At 74.4% G+C, this 20,726-nt stretch carries 22 protein-coding genes and 1 pseudogene; 13 read left to right on the top strand and 10 right to left on the bottom strand.

Features of this window, described 5'->3' with window-relative positions; translation table 11 throughout:
* Positions 1–39: 39 nt before the first annotated feature.
* Positions 40–1,287, bottom strand: coding sequence for a glycosyltransferase (locus tag ACFVHV_RS02600; protein WP_380348319.1), 1,248 nt, complete (start codon positions 1,285–1,287; stop codon positions 40–42).
* Positions 1,288–1,544: 257 nt separating this feature from the next.
* Here ACFVHV_RS02600 and ACFVHV_RS02595 point away from each other — a divergent pair, with 257 nt between their 5' ends.
* Both ACFVHV_RS02595 and ACFVHV_RS02590 read left to right on the top strand, forming a co-directional pair.
* Entirely contained in the window at positions 1,545–1,811 is a 267-nt protein-coding gene (locus tag ACFVHV_RS02595; RefSeq protein ID WP_355254305.1) for a GlsB/YeaQ/YmgE family stress response membrane protein, read from the top strand.
* A 206-nt stretch (positions 1,812–2,017) separates the two neighbouring features.
* Positions 2,018–2,281: a GlsB/YeaQ/YmgE family stress response membrane protein gene (locus tag ACFVHV_RS02590; protein WP_359900491.1), complete on the top strand. Its 264-nt coding sequence runs from the start codon at positions 2,018–2,020 to the stop codon at positions 2,279–2,281.
* On the opposite strand, the gene ACFVHV_RS02585 is transcribed toward ACFVHV_RS02590, so the two are convergent.
* The 5 genes from ACFVHV_RS02585 to ACFVHV_RS02565 all read right to left on the bottom strand — a co-directional run bounded on the left by ACFVHV_RS02585 (position 2,268) and on the right by ACFVHV_RS02565 (position 6,471).
* Complete coding sequence (locus ACFVHV_RS02585; protein ID WP_380348316.1) at positions 2,268–3,221, bottom strand: ADP-ribosylglycohydrolase family protein; 954 nt, start codon at positions 3,219–3,221, stop codon at positions 2,268–2,270. The genes ACFVHV_RS02590 and ACFVHV_RS02585 overlap by 14 nt on opposite strands.
* Before the next feature lie 107 nt (positions 3,222–3,328).
* On the bottom strand, positions 3,329–3,916 hold the full coding sequence (locus ACFVHV_RS02580; RefSeq protein WP_359900495.1) for a TetR family transcriptional regulator: 588 nt from the start codon (positions 3,914–3,916) through the stop codon (positions 3,329–3,331).
* A gap of 84 nt (positions 3,917–4,000) precedes the next feature.
* Complete coding sequence (locus ACFVHV_RS02575) at positions 4,001–4,936, bottom strand: aldo/keto reductase (RefSeq protein ID WP_380348452.1); 936 nt, start codon at positions 4,934–4,936, stop codon at positions 4,001–4,003.
* Between the two features lie 296 nt (positions 4,937–5,232).
* A complete protein-coding gene (locus ACFVHV_RS02570; RefSeq protein ID WP_359900498.1) occupies positions 5,233–5,535 on the bottom strand; it encodes a GNAT family N-acetyltransferase in 303 nt (100 codons plus the stop codon).
* A gap of 9 nt (positions 5,536–5,544) precedes the next feature.
* Positions 5,545–6,471 carry a class I SAM-dependent methyltransferase gene (locus ACFVHV_RS02565; protein WP_380348314.1) on the bottom strand — a complete coding sequence of 309 codons (927 nt, stop codon included), beginning with the start codon at positions 6,469–6,471 and terminating at the stop codon, positions 5,545–5,547.
* Between the two features lie 197 nt (positions 6,472–6,668).
* Here ACFVHV_RS02565 and ACFVHV_RS02560 point away from each other — a divergent pair, with 197 nt between their 5' ends.
* From ACFVHV_RS02560 to paaE, 8 genes are all read left to right on the top strand, one after another.
* Positions 6,669–8,018 carry a sensor histidine kinase gene (locus ACFVHV_RS02560; RefSeq protein ID WP_380348312.1) on the top strand — a complete coding sequence of 450 codons (1,350 nt, stop codon included), beginning with the start codon at positions 6,669–6,671 and terminating at the stop codon, positions 8,016–8,018.
* Complete coding sequence (locus ACFVHV_RS02555) at positions 8,015–8,674, top strand: response regulator transcription factor (RefSeq protein WP_359900504.1); 660 nt, start codon at positions 8,015–8,017, stop codon at positions 8,672–8,674. Before ACFVHV_RS02560 ends, ACFVHV_RS02555 begins: the two co-directional genes overlap by 4 nt.
* 817 nt (positions 8,675–9,491) lie before the next feature.
* Positions 9,492–11,168, top strand: coding sequence for a M20 family metallopeptidase (locus ACFVHV_RS02550; protein ID WP_359900506.1), 1,677 nt, complete (start codon positions 9,492–9,494; stop codon positions 11,166–11,168).
* Positions 11,169–11,354: 186 nt separating this feature from the next.
* On the top strand, positions 11,355–12,512 hold the full coding sequence (paaA, locus tag ACFVHV_RS02545; RefSeq protein WP_380348310.1) for a 1,2-phenylacetyl-CoA epoxidase subunit PaaA: 1,158 nt from the start codon (positions 11,355–11,357) through the stop codon (positions 12,510–12,512).
* On the top strand, positions 12,509–12,826 hold the full coding sequence (paaB, locus tag ACFVHV_RS02540) for a 1,2-phenylacetyl-CoA epoxidase subunit PaaB (RefSeq protein ID WP_359900510.1): 318 nt from the start codon (positions 12,509–12,511) through the stop codon (positions 12,824–12,826). Before paaA ends, paaB begins: the two co-directional genes overlap by 4 nt.
* Before the next feature lie 13 nt (positions 12,827–12,839).
* The gene (paaC, locus tag ACFVHV_RS02535; protein ID WP_380348308.1) at positions 12,840–13,778 is read left to right on the top strand and encodes a 1,2-phenylacetyl-CoA epoxidase subunit PaaC; all 939 of its coding nucleotides are present in this window, start codon (positions 12,840–12,842) and stop codon (positions 13,776–13,778) included.
* Positions 13,779–13,858: 80 nt separating this feature from the next.
* On the top strand, positions 13,859–14,434 hold the full coding sequence (paaD, locus tag ACFVHV_RS02530) for a 1,2-phenylacetyl-CoA epoxidase subunit PaaD (RefSeq protein WP_380348450.1): 576 nt from the start codon (positions 13,859–13,861) through the stop codon (positions 14,432–14,434).
* Entirely contained in the window at positions 14,435–15,610 is a 1,176-nt protein-coding gene (paaE, locus tag ACFVHV_RS02525) for a 1,2-phenylacetyl-CoA epoxidase subunit PaaE (protein WP_380348306.1), read from the top strand.
* Positions 15,611–15,616: 6 nt separating this feature from the next.
* On the opposite strand, the gene ACFVHV_RS02520 is transcribed toward paaE, so the two are convergent.
* Positions 15,617–16,780 (bottom strand): NAD(P)-binding domain-containing protein, encoded by a 1,164-nt coding sequence (locus ACFVHV_RS02520; protein WP_380348304.1) that lies wholly within the window; start codon positions 16,778–16,780, stop codon positions 15,617–15,619.
* 168 nt (positions 16,781–16,948) lie between these two features.
* Entirely contained in the window at positions 16,949–17,320 is a 372-nt protein-coding gene (locus tag ACFVHV_RS02515; protein ID WP_359900518.1) for a YbjQ family protein, read from the bottom strand.
* A 124-nt stretch (positions 17,321–17,444) separates the two neighbouring features.
* On the opposite strand from ACFVHV_RS02515, the gene ACFVHV_RS02510 reads away from it, so the two are divergent.
* From ACFVHV_RS02510 to ACFVHV_RS02500, 3 genes are all read left to right on the top strand, one after another.
* A complete protein-coding gene (locus ACFVHV_RS02510) occupies positions 17,445–18,374 on the top strand; it encodes a hypothetical protein (protein ID WP_380348302.1) in 930 nt (309 codons plus the stop codon).
* Between the two features lie 47 nt (positions 18,375–18,421).
* On the top strand, positions 18,422–18,667 hold the full coding sequence (locus tag ACFVHV_RS02505; protein WP_380348300.1) for a hypothetical protein: 246 nt from the start codon (positions 18,422–18,424) through the stop codon (positions 18,665–18,667).
* Between the two features lie 133 nt (positions 18,668–18,800).
* A complete protein-coding gene (locus ACFVHV_RS02500) occupies positions 18,801–19,571 on the top strand; it encodes a peptidyl-tRNA hydrolase (protein ID WP_359900524.1) in 771 nt (256 codons plus the stop codon).
* Positions 19,572–19,763: 192 nt separating this feature from the next.
* Here the strand turns inward: ACFVHV_RS02500 and ACFVHV_RS02495 are convergent.
* Positions 19,764–20,042, bottom strand: a pseudogene (locus tag ACFVHV_RS02495) (DNA-binding response regulator); the annotation flags it as partial.
* Positions 20,043–20,220: 178 nt separating this feature from the next.
* Entirely contained in the window at positions 20,221–20,724 is a 504-nt protein-coding gene (locus ACFVHV_RS02490) for a MarR family winged helix-turn-helix transcriptional regulator (RefSeq protein ID WP_380348298.1), read from the bottom strand.
* Positions 20,725–20,726: the final 2 nt, after the last annotated feature.

Below are 20,726 nucleotides of genomic sequence, written 5' to 3'. Positions count from 1 at the left end.
GTCGCCTGCCGCCCGTCGCCCGCTGCCGCCGGTCGCTCCTCACCCGGCCGCTGCCGCCGCCCGGTCGACGGCGGCGAGGACTTTCGCGGTGCCGTCCTCGACGGCCAGGGCCGTCGCGACGGCCCTGGCGCGGGTGCGGTAGCGGGGGTCGTCGAGGGTCAGGCGGAGGGCGGTGGCGAGGCGGGCCGGGGTCAGGGTGCGCAGCGGGACGGGACCGGGGGAGACGCCGAGCAGGGCCAGCCGGGCGGACCAGAACGGTGCGTCGAGCTGGGCGGGTACGGGGACGGTGGGTCTCCCGGAGCGGAGGGCGGCCGCCGTTGTTCCGGCGCCCGCGTGGTGGACCACGACGGCGGTGCGGGGGAAGAGCCAGTCGTGCGGGGTGTCGCCGATGGTCAGGACGGAGTCCGAGTCCTCGGCGGCCAGTTCGCTCCAGCCGGACTGGAGGAGGAGGCGCACCCGGGCGGCGCGGGCGGCGGCGAGGACGGTGGCGGTGAGCCGCTCGGGGTCGGGGACGACCAGGCTGCCGAAGCCGACGAAGACCGGCGGCGGTCCGGCGGCGAGGAAGTCGAGCAGCCGGTCCGGGGGTGTCCAGTCCGGCCGCTCGGGCGGCCACCAGTAGCCCGCCACGTCCAGCCGGGGGTGCCAGTCGGCGGGCCGGGGCACCACCAGCGGCGAGAAGCCGTGCAGGACGGGGTGGTTGCGACGGGCCCGGGCGACGCCGAGCGGCGGCAGGCCGAGCCGCTGCCGCAGCCCGCGGACGGCCGGCCCGAAGAGCTGGTCCGTCGCGGCCTGGACGGCGTGCCCCGCCAGCAGGTTGCCGGACCGGCCGAGCGACCGGGTGCCGGTGACGGCGGGCGCGAACTCCCGGGTGGGGGAGAGGGGCTGGAGGTACAGCCCGATGCTGGGGATGCCGGCCGCCTCGGCGGCGACCTGGCCGAGCGCGCTGGTGGTGCTGGTGGTCAGCAGCAGATCGGTGCCGAGCGCCGTGGCATCGGCGATGCCCTCGCCGAGTGCGGGCATGAACCTCCTGGCGAGCCGCAGGAGTTGCAGGATTCCACTCGGTCCGCTGCCGGCCCGCAGCAGGCGCCGGCCCTCGGCGGAGGCGAGTTCGGCGCGCGGGTCGACCGGTAGCGGGCGGAACTCCAGCCCGGCGGCCCGTACGGGCCCGGCGAAGGTGTCGTGGGTCGCGACGGCCACCTGATGTCCGGCCGCCCGCAGGCGGACGCCGAGCCCGGTGAAGGGGGCCACGTCGCCCCGGGAGCCGGCGGTGGCGATCAGGATGCGCATGGTCGCAGTATTTCGGCGTCGGCGGCGGGCAGGAAGGGCGCCACGCGCGGGGGTGGCCCGGCCCCACCGACCGGTATCGAACGCCGGCCTGCAGGTGGCGGGCGCCGTGGCTGACCACGTGGCGGACCCCGTCCGATCCCTGCGGTGGGCCGGGCGGCCGAACCGGGCGGCGGAACCGGGTGGCGGGCGGAGGCGTCCTTCCGGGCAGAGCGCACGGGACGGGGCCCGGGGCGCCGCGGACGGGAGGGGATGTCGGAATGAGCATCGTCGCGTGGATCGTGCTGGGCCTGCTGGCGGGTGCGCTGGCCAAGCTGCTGCTGCCGGGGAAGGACCCGGGCGGCCTGATCGTGACCACCCTGATCGGCATCGCCGGATCGTTCGTCGGCGGCTGGATCGCGTCGCACTTCCTGCACCGCTCGGTCACCGCGCACTTCTTCGACGCCGCGACCTGGGTGTCGGCGATCGGCGGCGCCCTGGTGCTGCTGATCGTCTACCGGCTGCTGTTCGGCAACTCGCGCCGCTGACGGCCGGGTTCGTTCCGTCACCGGTACCCGGGAGGCCATGGGGCGGCCTGCCGTGAGGGGGTTCGCCGCCCGGAGCGGCCGCGCCCGGATGGCCGGTTCGCACCGGTCCTTCCGGGCGCTGGAACGGTGCGGGGCTCTCGTACGTCCTTCCGGTCGGACCCGGGGGCTCGACGGGGTCGTCACACCGATGACGCAAGGGGCGGCGGATGAGCTGGATGGCGTGGATCGTGCTGGGCCTGGTGTCGGGGACGCTGGCCAGGATGGCGATGTCGAGGGGTGAGCGCGGCCTGATCGGCAGCACCCTGATCGGGATCACCGGCTCCTACATCGGCACCTGGATCGTCTCGAACTGGATGCACGGGGCGGTGAAGGTGAGCTTCCTCGACATCACGACCTGGGTGTCGGCGATCGGCGGCGCGATGGTCCTGCTCCTCGCCTACAAGGTGTTCCGCTTCATCACCCGCCGCTGACCACCGGACCGCGGCCGGCGGCCCCGGCGGCCCCGGACGCCTCGGTGACCCAGTCCGGGAGCGGCTCGCGGGCGGCGAGCCAGCCGGGCGGCACGTCCGCGAGTCCGGTCCGGGCGGCGACCACGCCGGCGGCGATGGCGCAGGTGGTGTCCTTGTCGCCCCAGCCCTCCAGGGTGTGCCAGACGGCCTCGGACAGCGAGTCCAGGTGCCCGGCCGCGGACCAGAGGGCGAACGGCACGGTGTCCGGGGCGGAGATCAGCGTCCCCGAGCCGAGCACGCCGGCGGCGTGCCGGACGCTGGTGTGCCCGGGCAACCGGGCGGCGATCCGCAGCCCGGAGCGGACCTCGCAGTCCGGCAGCCGTCCGGCGACCTCGGTCAGCAACTCGGCCCGGCCGGGCGGGCTTCCGCCCCGGCTCCGGACCGCCAGCGCCGCCGCGAGGGCGACCGCCACCGCGCCGGCGACCGCCTCCGGGTGGAAGTGGGTGGTGAGCGCCTGCAGTTCGGCCTGCCGGACCACCGTGTCGAGGTCGTCGGCGAACCAGGCCCCCAGTGGGGCGACCCGCATCGCGGCGCCGTTCCCGTGCGAGCCCTGACCCTCGAACTGGCCCGCGGTGATGGCGCGCCAGTCCCCGCCGGCGCCGATCCCGCGCAGGACCCGGTGCATCGACGGGCCGTACTTGCGGCCGTACTCACGGGCGTACTCGGCGGCGAACTCCCGGGCGAGCGCGTCCGGCCGGACCTCTCCCGCAGCGAGCAGGTGGCGGACCAGCACGAGTGCCATGGCGGTGTCGTCGGTCCAGTGCCAGGGCGCGCGCCGGACCAGGCGGGCGGCCAGCGCGGCGGGTGCCTCGTCCGGCGGGACCGAGAACCAGCGGTCGCCGAAGGCATCGCCGAGGGCGAGTCCCTCCAGGCTGTCCAGGACCGGGCGGGCCGCACGCATGTCATCCTCCGAGTGAGATCAACTGTGCGCGGCAGTCTGCCGGACGGGCGGGGCGCCGGCGAACGGATTTCCCGCCGCTCGCCGGCGCCCCGGGTGCTGACGTGCCGTCACTTCGCCTTCAGGCCGCCGAGGACGAGCTTCCAGACGGCCTCGAACCGGTCGTCGACCCCGGGCGTGGACCAGGTGGACGCGTAGGCCGGGTCGTGGAAGGGGCCGGTGGCGTCGAAGACGGCGCGGGCGGTGTTGCGGATGTGGGCGAGCTTGAACTCCTTGCGCTCCGTGCCGTCCGTGACGATCTGCGCGATCTGGTCGACCAGGGTGTCGACATGGGCGTTCACCAGGCCGCTGTTCTCCTCGACCAGCACCATGTAGGTGGCGAACAGCTCCGGGTCGTCCAGCGCCTTCTTCCGCTTGGCCGTGAACAGCGTCCTCAGCCAGCGGTGCAGTCGCTCGGAGGCGGGGCCGCCCTCGTTGGAGACGGTCGCCAGCTCGTGGTGCGCCTGGTCCAGCCAGCGCTGGGTGACCGCCTCGCGCAGCGCGGCCTTGCTGGGGAAGTGGCGGTAGACGCTGCTGTGGCTGACGCCGAGGATGCGGGCGACGTCCACGACGGTGGCCTTGGCCGGGCCGAACCGCCGGAGGACGTCCTCCGCCGCGATCAGGATCTGCTCGGCGGTGAGTGTGGTGTCCGTGGTCACGGGGAGGTCCGTCCTTTGGATCGTGCGGTTGGGTCGTGCGGTTGGGTCGTGCGGTTGGGTCGTGCGGCGCCGCCGGTGGTGCGGTCAGTGCTCGCTGTCCAGGTGGGCCATCTGTGCGGCAGCGTACCGGTCACCTGCGGCGGCGCCGGCGGGTACGGCGGCCTCGACGGCGGCGAGATCGGGCCCGGTCAGCGTGACGTCGAGCGCGCCGAGGGCCTCGGTCAGACGGTCCCGGCGGCGGGCGCCGACCAGCGGGACGACGTCCTGCCCGCGCGAGGCCACCCAGGCGATGGCGACCTGGGCGACGGTCGCGCCCCGCGCGGCGGCGATCTCGCGCAGGGCCTCGACCAGCGCCAGGTTGTGGGCCAGGTTCTCGCCCTGGAAGCGCGGACTGTGGCTGCGGAAGTCGGTGCCGGCGAGGGCGCGTTCCCGGTCCCAGTGGCCGCTGAGCAGGCCGCGGGAGAGCACGCCGTACGCGGTGATGCCGATGCCGAGCTCGCGGGCGGTGGGCAGGACGGCGGCCTCGATCGAGCGGGAGAGCAGCGAGTACTCGATCTGGAGGTCGCTGATCGGGTGGACGGCGGCGGCCCGGCGCAGGGTGTCGGCGCCGACCTCGGAGAGCCCGATGTGGCGGACGTAGCCGGCCTTCACCAGGTCGGCGATGGCGCCGACGGTCTCCTCGATCGGGACGTCCGGGTCCAGACGGGCCGGGCGGTAGACGTCGATGTGGTCGGTGCGCAGGCGGCGCAGGGTGTAGGAGAGCGCGGTCTTGGTGGCGGCGGGGCTCGTGCTGTAGCCGAGCCACTGGCCGTCGGGGCCGCGCTGGGCGCCGAACTTCACGCTGATCTGCACGCTCTCGCGGTCGCGGCCGCGCAGCGCTTCGTGGATCAGCAACTCGTTGTGGCCCATGCCGTAGAAGTCGCCGGTGTCGAGGAGGGTGATTCCGGCGTCGAGGGCCGCGTGGATGGTGGCGATGCTCTCGGCCTCGTCGGCCGGGCCGTACAGGTCGGACATGCCCATGCAGCCGAGGCCGAGGGCCGAGGTGACCGGCCCGGTGGTGCCGAGGGTGCGCTGGGCGGGGCGGGTGTGCGGGGACACGGGGACTCCAAGGGGCGGGTGCGGCGCTGGGAGGCGGGGGCAGGGTGGCCCGGATCCCACTGTGGCACGACAGCGAACAGATTTCAAAATCTGTTCGCTGTCGTCTGTTATCTGAAAGTTGAACTCTGTCTGTTGTCATTTGTTCGGACGAACGCCCCTGGATCAGCCACCCCCGCCGCAGCTGCCCGGACGGTCGCGGCACGGCTGCCCGCCGGCCGTCAGCGGGCGACCCGGCTGCGGTTCTCGTACGCGAAATCGGTGAACTCGGGGTGGCGGAGCATCCACCCCTTGATGAAGGGGCAGGTCGCCAGCACGGCCAGGCCGCGGGCGCGGGCGTCGTCCAGGGCTGCGCGGGCCAGCGCACTGCCGATGCCCCGGCCCTCGAAGGCGGGCTCGACCACGGTGTGCGGATAGACCACCAGCTGGTCGCCGCGCAGGTACTCGGCGAAGCCCGTCGGCCGGTCGTCCTCCCAGGCCTCGAAGCGGTTGCGGGCTTCCACGTCACGTACCGAGAGGGCCATCGAGCCTCCTCACCGCCGGAGAGTCGCGGTCGGGCCCGGCCCCGGTCCGTCATCGGGCGACCGGGGCCGCCCCGCCCGTCGATCGCCGGTCGTCCCCGTGCCCGTCCCCGTCCCCTCCGTCTCCGCCCGCTCCGTCCACGTCTTCTTGGCGGCGGCCGTCGGCTCACCGGCCGCGCCCCCGACCGGCGCCCAGGCCTCGCGTCCGCCCGGCGCCCGCAGCAGGTAGGCGCGGGCGGGCGGCACGTTGCGCCACACCGTGCGCTCGCCCAGGCCGTACGCCGCCTCGAACCCCCGCAGCAGCCGCACCACCGCCCGGTGGCGGGCGCCCCGACGGGGGCCCGAGGTGAGGATGCGCGCCGTCGTCGTGCCGAGGTACCCGAAGTACGTCAGCTCGCCACCGGGCGCCAGCAGCCGCAGGTAGAGGTCGAGGATGTCGCGCACCCGCGCGGGCTCGAAGTTGGTGAACGGCAGCCCGGACACGATCGCGTCGTACCGCTGCGCGCAGTCCTCCGGCCGGGCCCCCTCCGGTTCCGCCGCACGGGACTCCGGAAGCTCCTCGACCCGGCAGGCCGACAGCCGCAGCCCGATGCCGGGGTGGCGCGCGGCCAGGACGGGGTCCTCCCGGAGCCGCTCGGCGAACCGCGGGTTGGCCTCGACGACGTGCAACCGGTCGCCCGGGCGCAGCACTCGGGCGAGCCGGCGGGTCACCACGCCCGTTCCGGCGCCGACCTCCAGCACCGAGATCGGACGGTTCGGGCGGCTGGTGACCGGTACCACCAGCGCGTTCACCAGCTCAGGGCCGCTCGGGGCCAGCGCGCCGGTGTCGTGGAAGGTGCGCAGGGCCTCGGCGAGGAACAGCAGGCGGTCCCCGTCGACGGACGAACCGTACCGGGGGGAAAGGGACTTGGTGACGTGGTGGAGCCGTTCACTGGTCATGACGTCGACGCTAGGCAGCACGGGGCCGCCGCGAATCGGCCGGTCAGTGGCGCCGACCCCCGACGAAAGTCGAGGGTGCGGTTACCCGGAAGACAGAGGTGTTCCACGGTCGAGCGCCCCTAGCATCGAGCCCGAGGTACCGAACACCGAACGTGCGGAAGGCTTTCGGGGCGGGGGGAGAGGAAAGGAGGAGCGTCATGCGCAGGAGTGTGCTCGGCTGGTACGGGCCGGACCACCGGGCCGGGACCGATACCTTGTTGCTGCTCGGAGTGCTCGGCCTGGGCATCGAGGAGGCGTTGGTCCAGTGGACGCACTCCGACGGTCCACTGCGCCTGCCGCGTACGGTCGTTGCCGCACTCGCCGCGCTCTCGCTCGTCTTCGCCCGCCGCTACCCGGTGGCCTCGGCCGTACTGCCGGTGCTCACCGGCGGGTCGTTCAACCGGGCCTTCCCCGGCCTGTTCAGCGTCTTCCACCTCGCCTACCTGGGCCGGACCGGCCCGGCGGTGGCGGGCGGCGCGGCCATCGTGGTGGGCAGTGCGGCGGGTGCGGATTCGCTGATCGGCTGGGCCGGCACCGCCGGGTCCCAACTCCTCGTCCAGGCCGCCGTCCTGGCGGTCGCCCTGTGGCTGCACGGCAGACGGGTGCTGATCCGCACCCTGCACGAGCAGGTCGACGCGCTGCGCCGCGAGCGCGAGCTGCGTGCCGACCAGGCCCGAGCCGCCGAACGCGCCCGGATCGCCCGGGAGATGCACGACGTGCTGGCCCACCGGCTCAGCCTCCTGGTGCTGCACGCCGGGGTGCTGCGCGACCAGGCCAGGGCCGGCACCGTCGCCGCGGACACCGACCGCCTCACCCACCGACTCGAACTGCTGCGCACCACCGCCGCCCGATCGCTCGACGATCTGCGCGACGTCCTGGGCGCGCTGCGGGCCGACCCTCCGGCCCCGCACGCCGCGGGAGACGATCCGCCCGTGCCGGCCGAGGCCGGGAGCGTCCCGGCGCCCGCCCTGCGCGACCTCACCGAACTCGTCGGCGAGGCGAACCTGGCCGGCCAACGGGTCGAACTCGCCCTCTCGGGAGACCCGGAGACCATCCCGACCACCCACCGGCTGGCCGTGCACCGACTGGTCCAGGAGGCGCTGACCAACGCCCGCAAGTACGCGCACGCCGCGCCCGTCACCGTCCGGGTCGGCTACGGGGCGCCGGCGACGACGGTCGAGGTCCGCAACGGCCCGGGCGAGGCGATGCCGGACGGGCCGGGTGCCGGCGGCGGGTACGGGCTGGTCGGGCTGGCCGAACGGGTCGAGGCCCTCGGCGGCCACCTCGACGCCGGTCCGGAGGGTGGCAGCGGCTTCCGGCTCTCCGCCCGGTTGCCCGCGCCGGACCGCCCGCCGCAGCTGGTGCCCGACCCGGCTCCCGCCCCGGGCGAGGGTTCGCCGCCGCCACCGGGGCGCGCGCCGTCGGACCCGGCGCGGGCGTCTCCGGGACCGGAGCGTTCGATGGAACCGGAGCAGGAACCGAAGCAGCAGCCGAAGGGTGCCGCATGATCCGAACAATGGTGGTCGACGACGACGCGCTGGTTCGCCTCGGCCTGGTCGACCTCCTGGCCCAGGACCCGGCACTCACCGTGGTCGCCGAGGCCGCCGACGGGCTGCAAGCCGTCGAAATCGCCGGCAGCCGGCGGATCGACGTCGCGCTGATGGACATCCGGATGCCCCGGCTCGACGGGATCGCCGCCACTCGGCGGCTGCGCGAACTCCCGGACGGCCCAAGGGTCATCGCCCTCACCACCTTCGATCTGGACGAGTACGTGTACCAGGCGCTCGCGGCCGGGGCGGACGGTTTCCTGCTCAAGGACACCCCGCCCGCGGAGATCGCCCGGGCTGTCCACGTCGTCGCGGGCGGTCAGGGGATGCTGCACCCGGCGGCCGCGCGGCGGCTGATCGACCGCTACCACCGGGTCGGGGCACCCCGGTCGGTGGCCGCCCGTCACCGGGTCGCCGGGCTCACCCCGCGGGAGACCGACGTGCTGCGCGAACTTGCCGACGGCCTCTCCAACGCCGAGATCGCGGGCGTGCTCGGAATGCGCGAGAGCACCGTCAAGGCGCATGTCAGCCGGATCCTGACCGGGCTCGGTGTCGGCAACCGGGTCCAGGCGGCGCTGCTCGCACGCGACGCCGGGCTGGTGGGCGACGGTGGCTGAGGACGAGCGGCGGAGAGTGACTGCGGCCGGGACCGCGCACCGGGGTTCCGGTCGGTCGCGCACGCTCGCACACATTCGTGCACGTCCGTACCGGGCCTGCTCCCGCCGTGCAGGGGTGCCGCCCTGTCGTGTCCGGGAGGGCAACCGAGGCACGTCGAGGCTCGGAGGGGCACACCGGGGCACGGCACCGGCCGGTGTTCACGCGGGTGTTCCCCGGACGTTCCCCCGGAGTCGGGGTGGGCGGGGCAGCGGGCTTCCCTGAGCCGCCGCGTGCTCCCGGTTCGTATCGCATGCTGAGCCGCTGTCACCCATCCGGCGTGGAATTGCCGTGCCTTGGCCGTTTGCGCTGCCGAACTCGGGCGGCGGGTCCATGGTGGAGATGGGCGCGATCCGGCGACCGCGTCCGCGCGCCGATCCAGGCCCGCGCGCCGAGCGCCCGCGCCGATCGTGGACGGGCGGCCTCCGAAGCGGGGCCCGGTACCGGCACGCTGGGAGCAGGGCCACCTCGCAGGAAACCGAACGGTTCTTCTAGGCTCACATCTCGGCTTCCCTGCGGCGGTCCGGCCATTGCGCCCGCTGCCAGGAGGCCACCGTCCACGGGGGCTCCGGGCGGACCGGGGCCCCCGGATCGAGCGAGGAGGACGCACATGCCAAGCACGCCGCCCAGCCGTTCCACCGTACTTGGGCCAGACGGGCCGATCCGGTGGGCCGCCCATCACACCGGTCGACCGGTGCGGTCCGGCCGGGCCTGGTACCCGGGTGGGAGCGGTCGGCCGGTACGGCCGCTGTATACCGGCGGTGGTCGCGGAGGCGAGCGTTGAGTCCCCAGATCGTCGGGGCGCCCGCCGTGCCGGGCGCCGCCGTGGAACCCGACCCGACGCCGGTCACCGTCCCGGCCGCCACCGACGGCGAGGCCCTCGCCGCGACCACCGCGACCACCACCACTGCCGCCACCACCGTCGGCGCCACCGGCACCGCCACCGCTGCGGGCGCCACCACCGGCACCGCAACTGCCGCTGCGGCTCAGGCCACTGCGGTTCCGGCCGCCTCGGCTCAGGCCGCCGCGGTAGCGACCGGCGCGGCGAAGACCGCCGTGACCACGGCAGCCGTCGCCAAGACCGCGGCAACCAGGACCGCAGCGGCCAAGACCACGGCAGCCAAGACCGCGGTGGCCAAGTCCGCCCTCACGAAGTCGTCCCTCGCCAAGGCGGTCGTCGCGAAGAACGCGGTGGCGACGACCGCGGTGCCGAGGAACACGGCCGGAAAGCCCACGGCGGGCCCGGCCGCCACCGCCACCCCCGGGGCCTCCACCGTCATCACGGCGCTTCCCGGTGTGCCGCAGGCGCTCAGCGCCCGGGCCCGTACCCTCGCCGGAGCAGTCCGGCGGCGCTGTGCCGATCTGGCGCGGATCGAGTCCCCCAGCGGGGACGCGCCCAGACTCGACGCCCTCGCCGAGGAGTTGGCGGCCGGCTTCCGTGCCACCGGTGCCACCGCCCGGCGTGAGCCCGGACCGGCCGGGGACCACCTCGTGCTGGAGTGGGAGGGCCGGGACGAGTCCCTGCCGCACCTGCTGATCGTCGGGCACCACGACACCGTCTGGCCGGTCGGCACCCTCGCGGACTGGCCGGTGACCGAGCAGGACGGTCGGCTCACCGGCCCCGGCGTGGTCGACATGAAGGGTGGACTCGCCGTCCTGGAGAGCGCGTTGTCGCTGCTCGCGGACCTGGGCGAGCGCCCGCACCGGACCGTCCGCCTGGTCGTGGTCTCCGACGAGGAGGTGGGCAGCCCGGACGGGCGGCGCCTGGTCGAGCGCCAGTTGCGCGGCGCCGCGGCGGTCCTGGGGCTCGAACCACCGCACCCCGACGGTCGGTTGAAGACCGCGCGGCGCGGCAGCACCCGGGTGCGGCTCACCGTGACCGGCCGCGAGGCGCATGCGGGCAACGACGCCCACGACGGGGTGTCCGCGGTCGACGAGCTGGTGGACCAGCTCGTGGTGGTGCGGGACCTCGCCGGCCAGCCCGGCACCGAACTGAACGCCGGTCGGATCAGTGGTGGTTCGCGTGCCAACGTGGTCGCCGGCCGGGCCGAGGCCGAGCTGGGGCTGCGCTTCGCCACTGTCGAGGCGCAGCGCCGCACGCTCGACGACCTCGCCCGGCTCGCCCCGTTGCGTCCGGGTGCCCGGGTTCGTACGGAGGTGCTGTCCAGTCGTCCGGCCTGGCCCGAGCGGACCGGCAACCCGCTGCTGCGGCACGTGCGTTCGCTCGCCGCGGTGCTCGGTCAGCAGCTGGACGGCGGTCCGGCGGGCGGGGCGGGGGACACCAACCTGCCGGGCTCGCGCGGGCTTCCGACCCTGGACGGCTTCGGGGCGGTCGGTGCCGGGGCCCATGCCCGGCACGAATACATCCGGCTCGACCAGATCGCCCCCCGGATCGCGCTGCTGGCGGCGCTGCTCGCCGTTCCGCTGCCGCGACTGCGTGACCGCGCGGAGGGGTGAGGCGTTGCGGTGAGCCGCTGACGGTCGGCAGCTGACAGCTGACAGCTAACAGCCGGAAGCAGACAGCGGACGGCCGACAGACGCCGGCGAACAGATGACAGCCGACAGATAACAGCTGACAGATTCTGAAATCTGTCAGCTGTTATCTGTTTCACACCTTGCCATCCCTCCGCCCCGCTGCGCAGAATGGTACCGACCGAACGGTCAGTCGGTTGGTTGATCGGGTACTCCGGCAGCCGACCGGGCAGGACGGGCAGGACACGAGAGGGGACTGTGGTGACAGCAGAGGTGGCCGAGGCGGTCCCCGCGCAGACGCCGGAGGACCGGTTCGAGGCGGTCGTCGTCGCCGAGCAGCGGATCGAGCCCAGGGACTGGATGCCCGACGCCTACCGGGCCACCCTGATCCGCCAGATCGCCCAGCACGCACACTCCGAGATCATCGGCATGCAGCCCGAGGGCAACTGGCTGACCCGGGCGCCGTCCCTGCGCCGCAAGGCCATCCTGCTCGCCAAGGCCCAGGACGAGGCCGGTCACGGCCTCTACCTCTACGCCGCCGCCGAGACCCTCGGCGTCGACCGCGCCGAGCTCACCGAGAAGCTGATCTCCGGCCGCCAGAAGTACTCCTCGATCTTCAACTACCCGACCCTCACCTTCGCCGACGTCGGGGTGATCGGCTGGCTGGTGGACGGCGCCGCGATCTGCAACCAGGTCCCGCTCTGCCGGTGCAGCTACGGCCCGTACGCCCGCGCGATGGTGCGGATCTGCAAGGAGGAGTCCTTCCACCAGCGCCAGGGCTACGAGCTCCTGATGACGCTGATGCGCGGAACCGAGGCCCAGCGCCGGATGGTCCAGGACGCGGTGGACCGCTGGTGGTGGCCGTCGCTGATGATGTTCGGCCCCTCGGACTCCGACTCGCCGAACAGCGCCCGCTCGATGGCCTGGCGGATCAAGCGGCACAGCAACGACGAGCTGCGCCGGCGGTTCGTCGACATGACCGTCCCGCAGGCCGAGCACCTGGGGGTCACGCTCCCGGACCCGGAGCTGCGCTGGAACGAGGAGCGCGGCGGCTGGGACTTCGGCGAGCCGGACTGGTCCGAGCTGACCAGGGTCATCCACGGCCAGGGCCCCTGCAACGCCCAGCGGATCGAACGTCGCCGTGCCGCCCACGAGGACGGCGCCTGGGTGCGCGAGGCCGCCGTCGCCTACGCGGCCAAGCGCGCCGCCGAGGCTGCCCGAGCCGTTGAGGCCACCGGGGCTGCCGAAACCGCCGGAGCCGTCGACGCCCCCGGAGCCGACCAAGCCCCCGGACTCACCGAAGCCACCGAACAGGAGAACGGAAAGTGACCGAGCCCCAGGTTGGCTCCCCGGCCGGGTCCAAGGCCGGCTGGCCGCTGTACGAGGTGTTCGTGCGCCCCCGGCGGGGGCTGAACCACGTCCACGTCGGTTCGCTGCACGCCGCCGACGACCGGATGGCGCTGCTCGCCGCCCGCGACCTGTACACCCGGCGCAACGAGGGCGTGAGCCTCTGGGTGGTCCGCTCGGACGCGATCACCGCCTCCACCCCGGACGAGCGCGACCCGTTCTTCGATCCCAGCGGCGACAAGGTCTACCGCCACCCGACCTTCTACGACATCCCCGAGGATGTCCCGCACATCTGACGGGGGAGCCACCGTGCACGACCACACCACCTCCACCACCGGAACCACCACCGGCGCCGGCCCGGGCGCCGGCCAGGACGACCACGTCTACCTCAGCCTCGCCGACGCCGCCCCCGGACCCGAGGGCGAGGGCCGCTGGGCGTACGGGACGGGCTTCGCCGACCCGCTGCTCGGCGTGGACACCACGCTGCCCGCCGGTCTGGACGGCGCCGACCTCGCCGCCTACTGCCAGATGCTGGGCGACGACGCCCTGGTCCTCGCGCAGCGGCTGATCGAGTGGTGCACCCGGGCGCCCGAGCTGGAGGAGGAGGTCGCGCTCGCCAACCTGGGCCTCGACCTGCTCGGCCAGGCCCGCCTGCTGCTCACCCGGGCCGGGCAGGCGGACGGCACCGGCCGCACCGAGGACGACCTGGCGTACTGGCGCGAGGAGCACGAGTTCCGCAACGTCCGCCTGGTGGAGACGTCGAACGGCGACTTCGCGTACTCGATCGCCCGGCTGTTGCTGTTCGCCACCGCGCGCGGCGCCCTGTACGAGGCGCTGAGCGCGCACCCCGATCCGGTGCTGGCCGCGGTCGCGACCCGGGGTGTCAAGGAGCTCGCCTACCACCGGGAGTACGCGACCGCCTGGACGCTTCGTCTCGGCGACGGCACGCCGTACTCGGCCGAGCGGATGCAGGCCGGGCTGGACGCGGTCTGGCCGCTGCTGGAGGAGCTGTTCACGGCGCACCCGGTGGAGCTGCGGGCGGGTGTCGACCCGGCGACCCTGCGCGAACCGGTGCTGCGCTCGCTCACCGCAGTCCTCGCCGAGGCCGGGCTGACCCTGCCGGACGCGCTGCCGCTGGCCACCGTCCTCGGCCGGGCCGGCCGGGACGGCGTGCACACCGAGGCGCTCGGCCCGCTGCTCGCCGAGCTCCAGGTGCTGGCCCGAGCCCACCCGGGGGCGACATGGTGACCGACGACATGGTGACCGACGAGGTGGCGACCCACGACGTGGCGACCGACGGCATCGTGACCGACGAGGTCGCGACGGGCATGGCGGGCACGACGGGCGCGGCGGAACCGACGACCCGCGACGTGGCCTGGGCCGTCGCCGCGGCCGTCCCGGACCCGGAGCTTCCCATGCTCACCCTGGCCGACCTGGGCGTCCTGGCCGGGGTCGAGGTGGACGGCGGCAGCGGTACCGTCACCGCCTGGCTGACCCCGACCTACTCGGGCTGCCCCGCCGTCGCCGAGATGGCCGCCGACGTGGACCGCCGGCTGCGCGCGGCCGGCTACCCGGACGTCCGGGTGCGGCTGCGGCTGGACCCGCCGTGGTCCACCGACCTGATCACCGCCGAGGGCCGCCGCAAGCTCGCCGAGGCGGGCATCGCCCCACCGCGCCCGACCGCCGCCGTCGCGGCCGCGGCCGGACCGGTGGCGCTCACGCTGGGCCCGACCCGCTCCGGAGCCCCGACCACGGCCGGGCCGGGCACCGTTCCCCCCGTGCCGTGCCCGCAGTGCGGAGGGATCGACACGGAGGAGCTGTCCCGCTTCGGTTCCACCGCCTGCAAGGCGCTCTGGCGCTGCCGGGCCTGCCGCGAGCCGTTCGAACGCGTCAAGGAGATCTGAATGCCCGCCGCTTCCGCCGCCGGCTCCGCCGTTCCCGCCGCCGCTGTTCCCGCGTCCGTCGACGCCGGGTCCGCGACCGGCATCCGCCCCGCCCGCCGTCCGACCTTCCACCGGTTGCGGATCGACCGGGTCGAGCGGCTCTGCGAGGACGCCGTCGCGGTGACCTTCGCGGTGCCGGACGGGCTGGCGGAGGAGTACGCCTTCCGCCCCGGGCAGACCCTGACCCTGCGCAAGCTGGTGGACGGCGCCGACGAGCGCCGCTCGTACTCGATCTGCGCCCCGGTCGGCGGGCCGCTGCGGATCGCCGTCCGGGAGGTGCCCGGCGGGTTGTTCTCGCGCTGGCTGGTGCGCGAGGCGAAGCCCGGCGAGGAGGTGGAGGTGCTGACGCCGTCCGGCCTGTTCACCCCCGAACTCGGGGTCCCGGCCGACCACGTGCTGCTCGCGGCGGGCTCCGGCATCACCCCGATGCTGTCGATCGCCGCCTCCGTGCTGGCCGCCGACCTCAGCTCCACCGTCACCCTGCTCTACGGCAACCGGCGCAGCGACACCGTGATGTTCGCGGACGAGCTGGCCGACCTCAAGGACCGCTACCTCGGCCGCTTCCAGCTGGTCCACGTGCTCTCCCGGGAGACCAGGGACGCCGAGCTGCTCAGCGGCCGGCTGGACCCGGAGCGGGTACGCGCGCTGCTGGCGGCGCTGGTGGACGTCGGGAGCGTCGGGCACTGGTGGCTGTGCGGCCCGTTCGGCATGGTCACCGGGGCCAAGGACCTGCTCGCGGAACTGGACGTGCCGGGCGAGCGGGTGCACCAGGAGCTGTTCCACGCCGAGGACGAGCCGCTCCCGGAGCGCGACGAGGACTGGGACCGGACGGACGCCTCGGCCGACGGCGGGTCGGGCCCGCAGAGCGAGGTGACCGTCGTGCTCGACGGCCGCGGCAGCACGCTCTGCCTCCCGCGCGACCGCTCGATCCTGGACGGCGCCCAGCGCTCCCGGCCGGACCTGCCGTTCGCCTGCAAGGGCGGAGTCTGCGGCACCTGCCGCGCCCTGGTCACCGGGGGCGAGGTGGAGATGCGCCGCAACTTCGCCCTGGAGGAGAAGGAGCTGGCCGCCGGGTACGTCCTGACCTGCCAGGCCCGCCCGCTCACCGACCGGGTGACCGTCGACTACGACCGCTGAGCGAGCTCAGACGGCGGCGGGTTCCGCGACCCGGTCCGCGAGCGCCGGGCTCCCGCCGGTCGGTGCCGCGAGCGCCGGGTCCCCGAGGAGCTTGACCAGGTCGTTGACGGCCGCGCGGCCGGCCCGGTTGGCGCCGACGGTACTGGCGGACGGACCGTAGCCGACCAGGTGGACGCGCGGGTCTGCGGTGGCGCGGGTGCCGGTGAGGGCGATCCCGCCGCCGGGGGAGCGCAGCCCGAGCGGGGCGAGGTGCCCGACCTCGGGCCGGAAGCCGGTGGCCCAGACGATCGCGTCCACCGGCAGCTCCTCGTCGCCCCAGGCGACCCCGTGCTCGGTCAGGCGGTCGAACATCGGGCGGCGGCGCAGCGCGCCCAGCTCCTGGGCGCGCCGGAGGGCGACGGACGGGCCGAGCCCGGTCACGCTGACCACGCTGCGCACCGGCAGGCCCTGCCGGACCCGCTCCTCGACCTTGGCGACCACCGCGCGCCCGTACTCGGGGGTGAACGGTCCGTCGTGGTAGAGGGGTTCGGAGCGGGTGACCCACACCGTCTCGCCGACGGCGGCGACCTCCGACAGCACCTGGACCGCCGAGGCGCCGCCACCGACCACCAGCACGCGCCGGCCCGCGAACTCCTCGGGACCGCGGTACTCGGCGTAGTGCAGCTGGCGGCCCGCGAAGTGACCGGGGTAGTGCGGGAGGAAGGGCCGGGTCCAGGTGCCGGTGGCGTTGATCAGTGCGCGGGTGGACCAGACACCGTGGTCGGTCTCGACCAGCAGCCGGGCATCCGGTCGTTCGGACTCGGCGCGTACGGCACGCACCGCGACCGGGCGTACGACCGGGAGCGCGTGCCGGGCCTCGTACGCTGCGAAGTACTCCGGCACCACCTCGCGCGCGCGGGCCCCGGGGTCCGGCGGCGGGAGTTCGGCGTCGGGGAGGTCGTGGACGCCGTGCACGGTGGCCATCCGCAAGGACGGCGAGCGGTGCGCCCAGGCGCCCCCGGGGACGGCGTTGGCGTCGAGGACGACGAAACCGCCGTCGACGCCCGCCCGGTACGGGGCGAAACCGCGGCGGCCCAGGTGGTAGGCGGCGGAAAGGCCTGCCTGCCCGGCACCCACCACCAGGACGTCCACGCGTTCCGGAACGCTGTTCGTTGCACCGTAAACAGTCACGCCGCTGAAACATCGGGGGGTCGACGGCTGTTCCCGTCGTTCCGCCGGGGCTCCGTCGGCGTCCGTGGACGGGCGAACGGTGGTCGCGAACGGGAGTGCGCGGGCGGATGCGCGAAGGCGCGAAGGCGCGGATGCGCGGACGTGGAGGAGCAGAGGCGCGGAGGAGCGTCAGGAGAGCGGGGAGATGACCGCGGCGGTGCCGTAGGCGCAGACCTCGGTGCCGACGTCGGCCGCCTCCGTGACGTCGAAGCGCATCATCAGGACGGCGTTGCCGCCGCGCGCCTTGGTCTGCTCGACCAGCCGCTGCATGGCCTCGTTGCGGCTCTCGACCAGGGTCTTCGTCAGACCGCGCAGCTCGCCGCCGATCAGCGACTTCAGACCGGCACCGATCTGGCTCCCGAGGTGGCGGCTGCGCACGGTCAGCCCGAAGACCTCGCCGATCACGTGGTCGACCCGGAAGCCGGGGATGTCGTTGGTGGTCACGACCAGGACGTCGGCGTTCGGGCCCTGCCCGCCGCCGTACTCGTTGATGTCAGCCATGGGACGCATCCTGCCAGTTCCTGCGTCCGAGTGACCGAGGCGTGGCCGGGCGGTGGCCGAGAACGCTTCCGGAAGCTGGTCCCGACCGGTGATCGGGGGGCCGAAAGGCCGTACCGTTAGCCCCATGGGCGAGCGAAGCGATCATCCACAGGGGCCGGGCGCGGCGGAGGACTCCGGCGCGCAGGAGATCGAGGCGACGGTGGTGCTGGGCCTGCGGATCACCGACTGGCCGGCCCTGCGCGCGGCCGCGATCAGGGCCGTCGAGGAGCTGGACTTCGACGGCATCGACCCGGCCGGCCAGCGTCGCGAACTGCTGCGCGAGGTCGCCGAGGACGCCAACGCGGCGCTCGGCGCGCTGCTGCATCCGGACCGGCTGGTGGCCGCCATCCCCGGGGTCGAGGCGATGGGCGGGACGCTGGAGATCAGCGTCACGGAGGACTTCACACCGGACTTCGCCGACCTGTTCCCGCTGGAGGGCGACGAGGAGGACGGCGGCGCGGGCGCGGACTGGACGCTCACCCCGCGCACCGCCTGCCTGCTCCACGCCCAGCTGATAGGCCTGGCCGACGCCGCGTACGACGACTTCGACGAGCACGGGGACGAGGCGATCGTCGACGGCGAGGACGCGGACTGGACGGTGTTCGCCCGGCTCCCCGAACGCACCTGGCGGATGCACCGGAGCTGGCGCCGCGCGATGGCCCGGGCCTTCGACGACCTCGCCGACGACCTCGCGCTCGGCGAGTGGCCGCTGCCACGCTGCCTGGCCGAGGACGTGGCGCTGCGGATGGCCCTGGTGGACGCCCGGACGCTGCTCGGCGCCCAGCCCGAGTCGGTCGCGGACATGATGGGCGACCTCCCGGCCGACCTGTACGACTACGACTGGGACGGCTGCCACGACGAACTGTTCGGGGTCTACGGGCCGGACGACGGCGATCCGGAACTGGGGGCGGAGCAGCGCACGGAGGTGCTGCTGGCGGCCACCCACCCGGAGGGCTGGTTCCTGATGTACGAGGACGCCGAGGAGCGGGACCCTCAGCGCGGCTACCGGCGCTGACGGGGCGCTGCGCCGTAGGGCGGGCGTCGGGCGTCGGGCGCCGGGCATTGGACGCCGGGTATCGGGCACCCGGGGCGTACGAGTCGGCCCTCCAGGTGCGCGCCTTCTACCCCTCGCTGCACCTCAACCTGGCCTCGGACCACCTCGAGCTCGGCGAGCCGGACCTCGCCCGTGAGCAGCTCGAACGCGCCGTGCGCAGTCTGGACGCGCTGTCGGAGGACGCGCTGCCGGGGGACGCGTACAGCGCGGGCATCCGGACGGCGGTGGACGAGCTGCGGCAGCGGCTGCGGTGAGCGCGGAGGTGGACGCTGCGGCGGTCGGGCCGGGCCGAGTCGTCCGGAGCGGGGCTGGCATCCTGGACGGGTGACTGATCCTTCCGATGCCCCGACCCCCACTGCCCCGACCTCCACCGCTCCGACTCCGGCCGTGGTTCCTCCGGCTCCGGTCTCCGAGCCCCCGGCCCCTGCGGCGGACCCCGGCGAGGCCCCGGAGCGAGAGGACCGCGAGGACCGCGACGAGCGGCCGCAGTACGTGCTGCCCCTGGTCGTCCGGATGGAGCGGGCCACTCCGCCGAGCCGGACGGACGCGCTGGAGACCTCGGCCCGGGCGGTGCTCACCCTGCTGTCCGACCCCCGGGTGACCGGGGCGGACGGCGAGTGGGCGGAGCGGGTCGCGGCCTGGGAGGACGCCCGGATCCGCAAGGTGGTCCGGCGGGCCCGGGGTGGGGAGTGGCGCCGGGCGGGCGAGCTGCCGGGCCTCACGGTGCACGGCCGGGAGGCCGAGGTGCGGGTGTTCCCGCCGGTCCCGCTGGACGGGTGGCCGAAGGACCTCGCCAAGCTCCAGGTGTCCGGGACGGACCTTGAGGAGACGGCCGAGGTCACGGCGCCCGAGCCGGGGCTGCCGGTGCTGTGGCTCAACCCCGAGCTGGAGATGAGCGCGGGCAAGACGATGGCGCAGACCGGGCACGCCGCCCAGCTCGGGTGGTGGCGGCTGGACGAGGCGCAGCGCAAGGAGTGGGCCGAGGCCGGTTTCGCGCTCGCGGTCCGAACGGCCTCGCCGCAGGCGTGGGAGGAACTCGTCCGCAGCGGGCTGCCGGTGGTCCAGGACGCGGGCTTCACCGAGATCGCCCCCGGGCCGACTGTTGTCCTCGAAGGAGGCACGCGCTACTGCCCCACCCCGCGCCTTCGGCGCCCGTGAACGCACCAAGCTGACCCCCAAACAGCAACGTGGCAGGTGAGGCGCGTACGTTCCCGGCAGTCGCATGTCTCCGGCGGGTCTTCTCGGAGCGGGCCGGGGATGGCGCTCCCGCCAACGGGCAGGACGGGTAGGCATCGCGAAGGCCGCGGCCTGTTCGTCAGCGAACTGTCTGGCCGTCCGATGCCGGACCCGTTCGGCGACCGCGCTCAGCACATCCACCTCCCGGGTGGTCAGGGTCACCGGAGCTGGTTGCCGCATGCGGGCAACCAGCCGCTCCGCGACCCTCGGGGCCAGGACGGTCTCGCCGCGGGAGGCGGATCGGATGGCGTCGACGAGCTGATCGCGCGTGGTGTCCTTGAGCAGGTAGCCGATCGCGCGCTCGATCTCCGCGTTGCCGACGTCGATCGTGCGGATGCCGGCCGCGGTTGCAGTAGTGGTGGTGATCGCGGTCCTGGCCTGCACGGACCTGGCCGCCGGCCGCAGGATGTGTGCCGGCCTCGGAGCCCGAGCTCGGAGGTGGCCGGTCGGGCTGGTGCGGAAGGAAGGAAGGAATGAACTAATCCGTGCCGGCTCAGTCGTCGTTCGTAATGGCTGCGAAGGTCAGGTCCGGGGTCGGTCAGTCCTCGGGCGGGGCCGTCGGGCGGGGCCGTCAGGGCGCCGGGCTCTCCGCGCCCTCGACGTCGGCGAGCAGTTTGCGCAGGAGCCCGTCCAGGGTGGCCCGTTCCTCCTCCGAGAGGGCGGAGAGCAACGCGGTCTCGTTGGCCGCGTGGTCGGTGAAGGCGGCGTCCACGAGGGCGCGTCCGGCCGCGGTGAGGGCGATGCGGACGCTGCGCCGGTCCGCCGGGTCGGTGCGGCGTTCCACCAGGCCCGCCGATTCCAGCCGGTCGATCCGGCTGGTCATGCCGGCCCGCGACATCAGCAGCAGCGCGGCGAGTTCGGAGGGCATCAGTTCGTACGGCGCGCCGGAGCGGCGCAGGGTGGCGAGAACGTCGAACTCGCCGCGCTGGAGGCCGTGTTGCTTGAACACCTCTTCGACGACCCGACCCGCGAGCAGCGCGAAGCGGCCGAGGCGGCCGACGGTGCCGACGGCCGCCAGGTCGAGGTCCGGGCGCTCCCGGCTCCACTGGTCGAGCATGACGTCCACGTGATCCATGG

Origin of the sequence: Kitasatospora sp. NPDC127116 (assembly GCF_042677365.1) — a bacterium.
Classification (GTDB): Bacteria; Actinomycetota; Actinomycetes; order Streptomycetales; family Streptomycetaceae; genus Kitasatospora; species Kitasatospora lactacystinica.
The sequence above is the reverse complement of the archived record's forward strand: the minus strand, read 5'-3'. Positions and strand labels throughout refer to the sequence as shown.

Excerpts from the sequence above, each read along its gene's own strand:
- ACFVHV_RS02565 (WP_380348314.1), bottom strand. The coding sequence starts at position 6,471 with ATGACCAGTGAACGGCTCCACCACGTCACCAAGTCCCTTTCCCCCCGG.
- ACFVHV_RS02585 (WP_380348316.1), bottom strand. The coding sequence starts at position 3,221 with ATGCGTGCGGCCCGCCCGGTCCTGGACAGCCTGGAGGGACTCGCCCTC.
- ACFVHV_RS02515 (WP_359900518.1), bottom strand. The coding sequence starts at position 17,320 with ATGGCTGACATCAACGAGTACGGCGGCGGGCAGGGCCCGAACGCCGAC.
- ACFVHV_RS02560 (WP_380348312.1), top strand. The coding sequence starts at position 6,669 with ATGCGCAGGAGTGTGCTCGGCTGGTACGGGCCGGACCACCGGGCCGGG.
- paaA (WP_380348310.1), top strand. The coding sequence starts at position 11,355 with ATGGTACCGACCGAACGGTCAGTCGGTTGGTTGATCGGGTACTCCGGC.
- paaE (WP_380348306.1), top strand. The coding sequence starts at position 14,435 with ATGCCCGCCGCTTCCGCCGCCGGCTCCGCCGTTCCCGCCGCCGCTGTT.
- ACFVHV_RS02490 (WP_380348298.1), bottom strand. The coding sequence starts at position 20,724 with ATGGATCACGTGGACGTCATGCTCGACCAGTGGAGCCGGGAGCGCCCG.
- ACFVHV_RS02570 (WP_359900498.1), bottom strand. The coding sequence starts at position 5,535 with ATGGCCCTCTCGGTACGTGACGTGGAAGCCCGCAACCGCTTCGAGGCC.
- ACFVHV_RS02600 (WP_380348319.1), bottom strand. The coding sequence starts at position 1,287 with ATGCGCATCCTGATCGCCACCGCCGGCTCCCGGGGCGACGTGGCCCCC.
- ACFVHV_RS02510 (WP_380348302.1), top strand. The coding sequence starts at position 17,445 with ATGGGCGAGCGAAGCGATCATCCACAGGGGCCGGGCGCGGCGGAGGAC.
- ACFVHV_RS02590 (WP_359900491.1), top strand. The coding sequence starts at position 2,018 with ATGAGCTGGATGGCGTGGATCGTGCTGGGCCTGGTGTCGGGGACGCTG.
- ACFVHV_RS02555 (WP_359900504.1), top strand. The coding sequence starts at position 8,015 with ATGATCCGAACAATGGTGGTCGACGACGACGCGCTGGTTCGCCTCGGC.
- paaD (WP_380348450.1), top strand. The coding sequence starts at position 13,859 with ATGGCGGGCACGACGGGCGCGGCGGAACCGACGACCCGCGACGTGGCC.
- ACFVHV_RS02575 (WP_380348452.1), bottom strand. The coding sequence starts at position 4,936 with ATGGGCATGTCCGACCTGTACGGCCCGGCCGACGAGGCCGAGAGCATC.
- ACFVHV_RS02595 (WP_355254305.1), top strand. The coding sequence starts at position 1,545 with ATGAGCATCGTCGCGTGGATCGTGCTGGGCCTGCTGGCGGGTGCGCTG.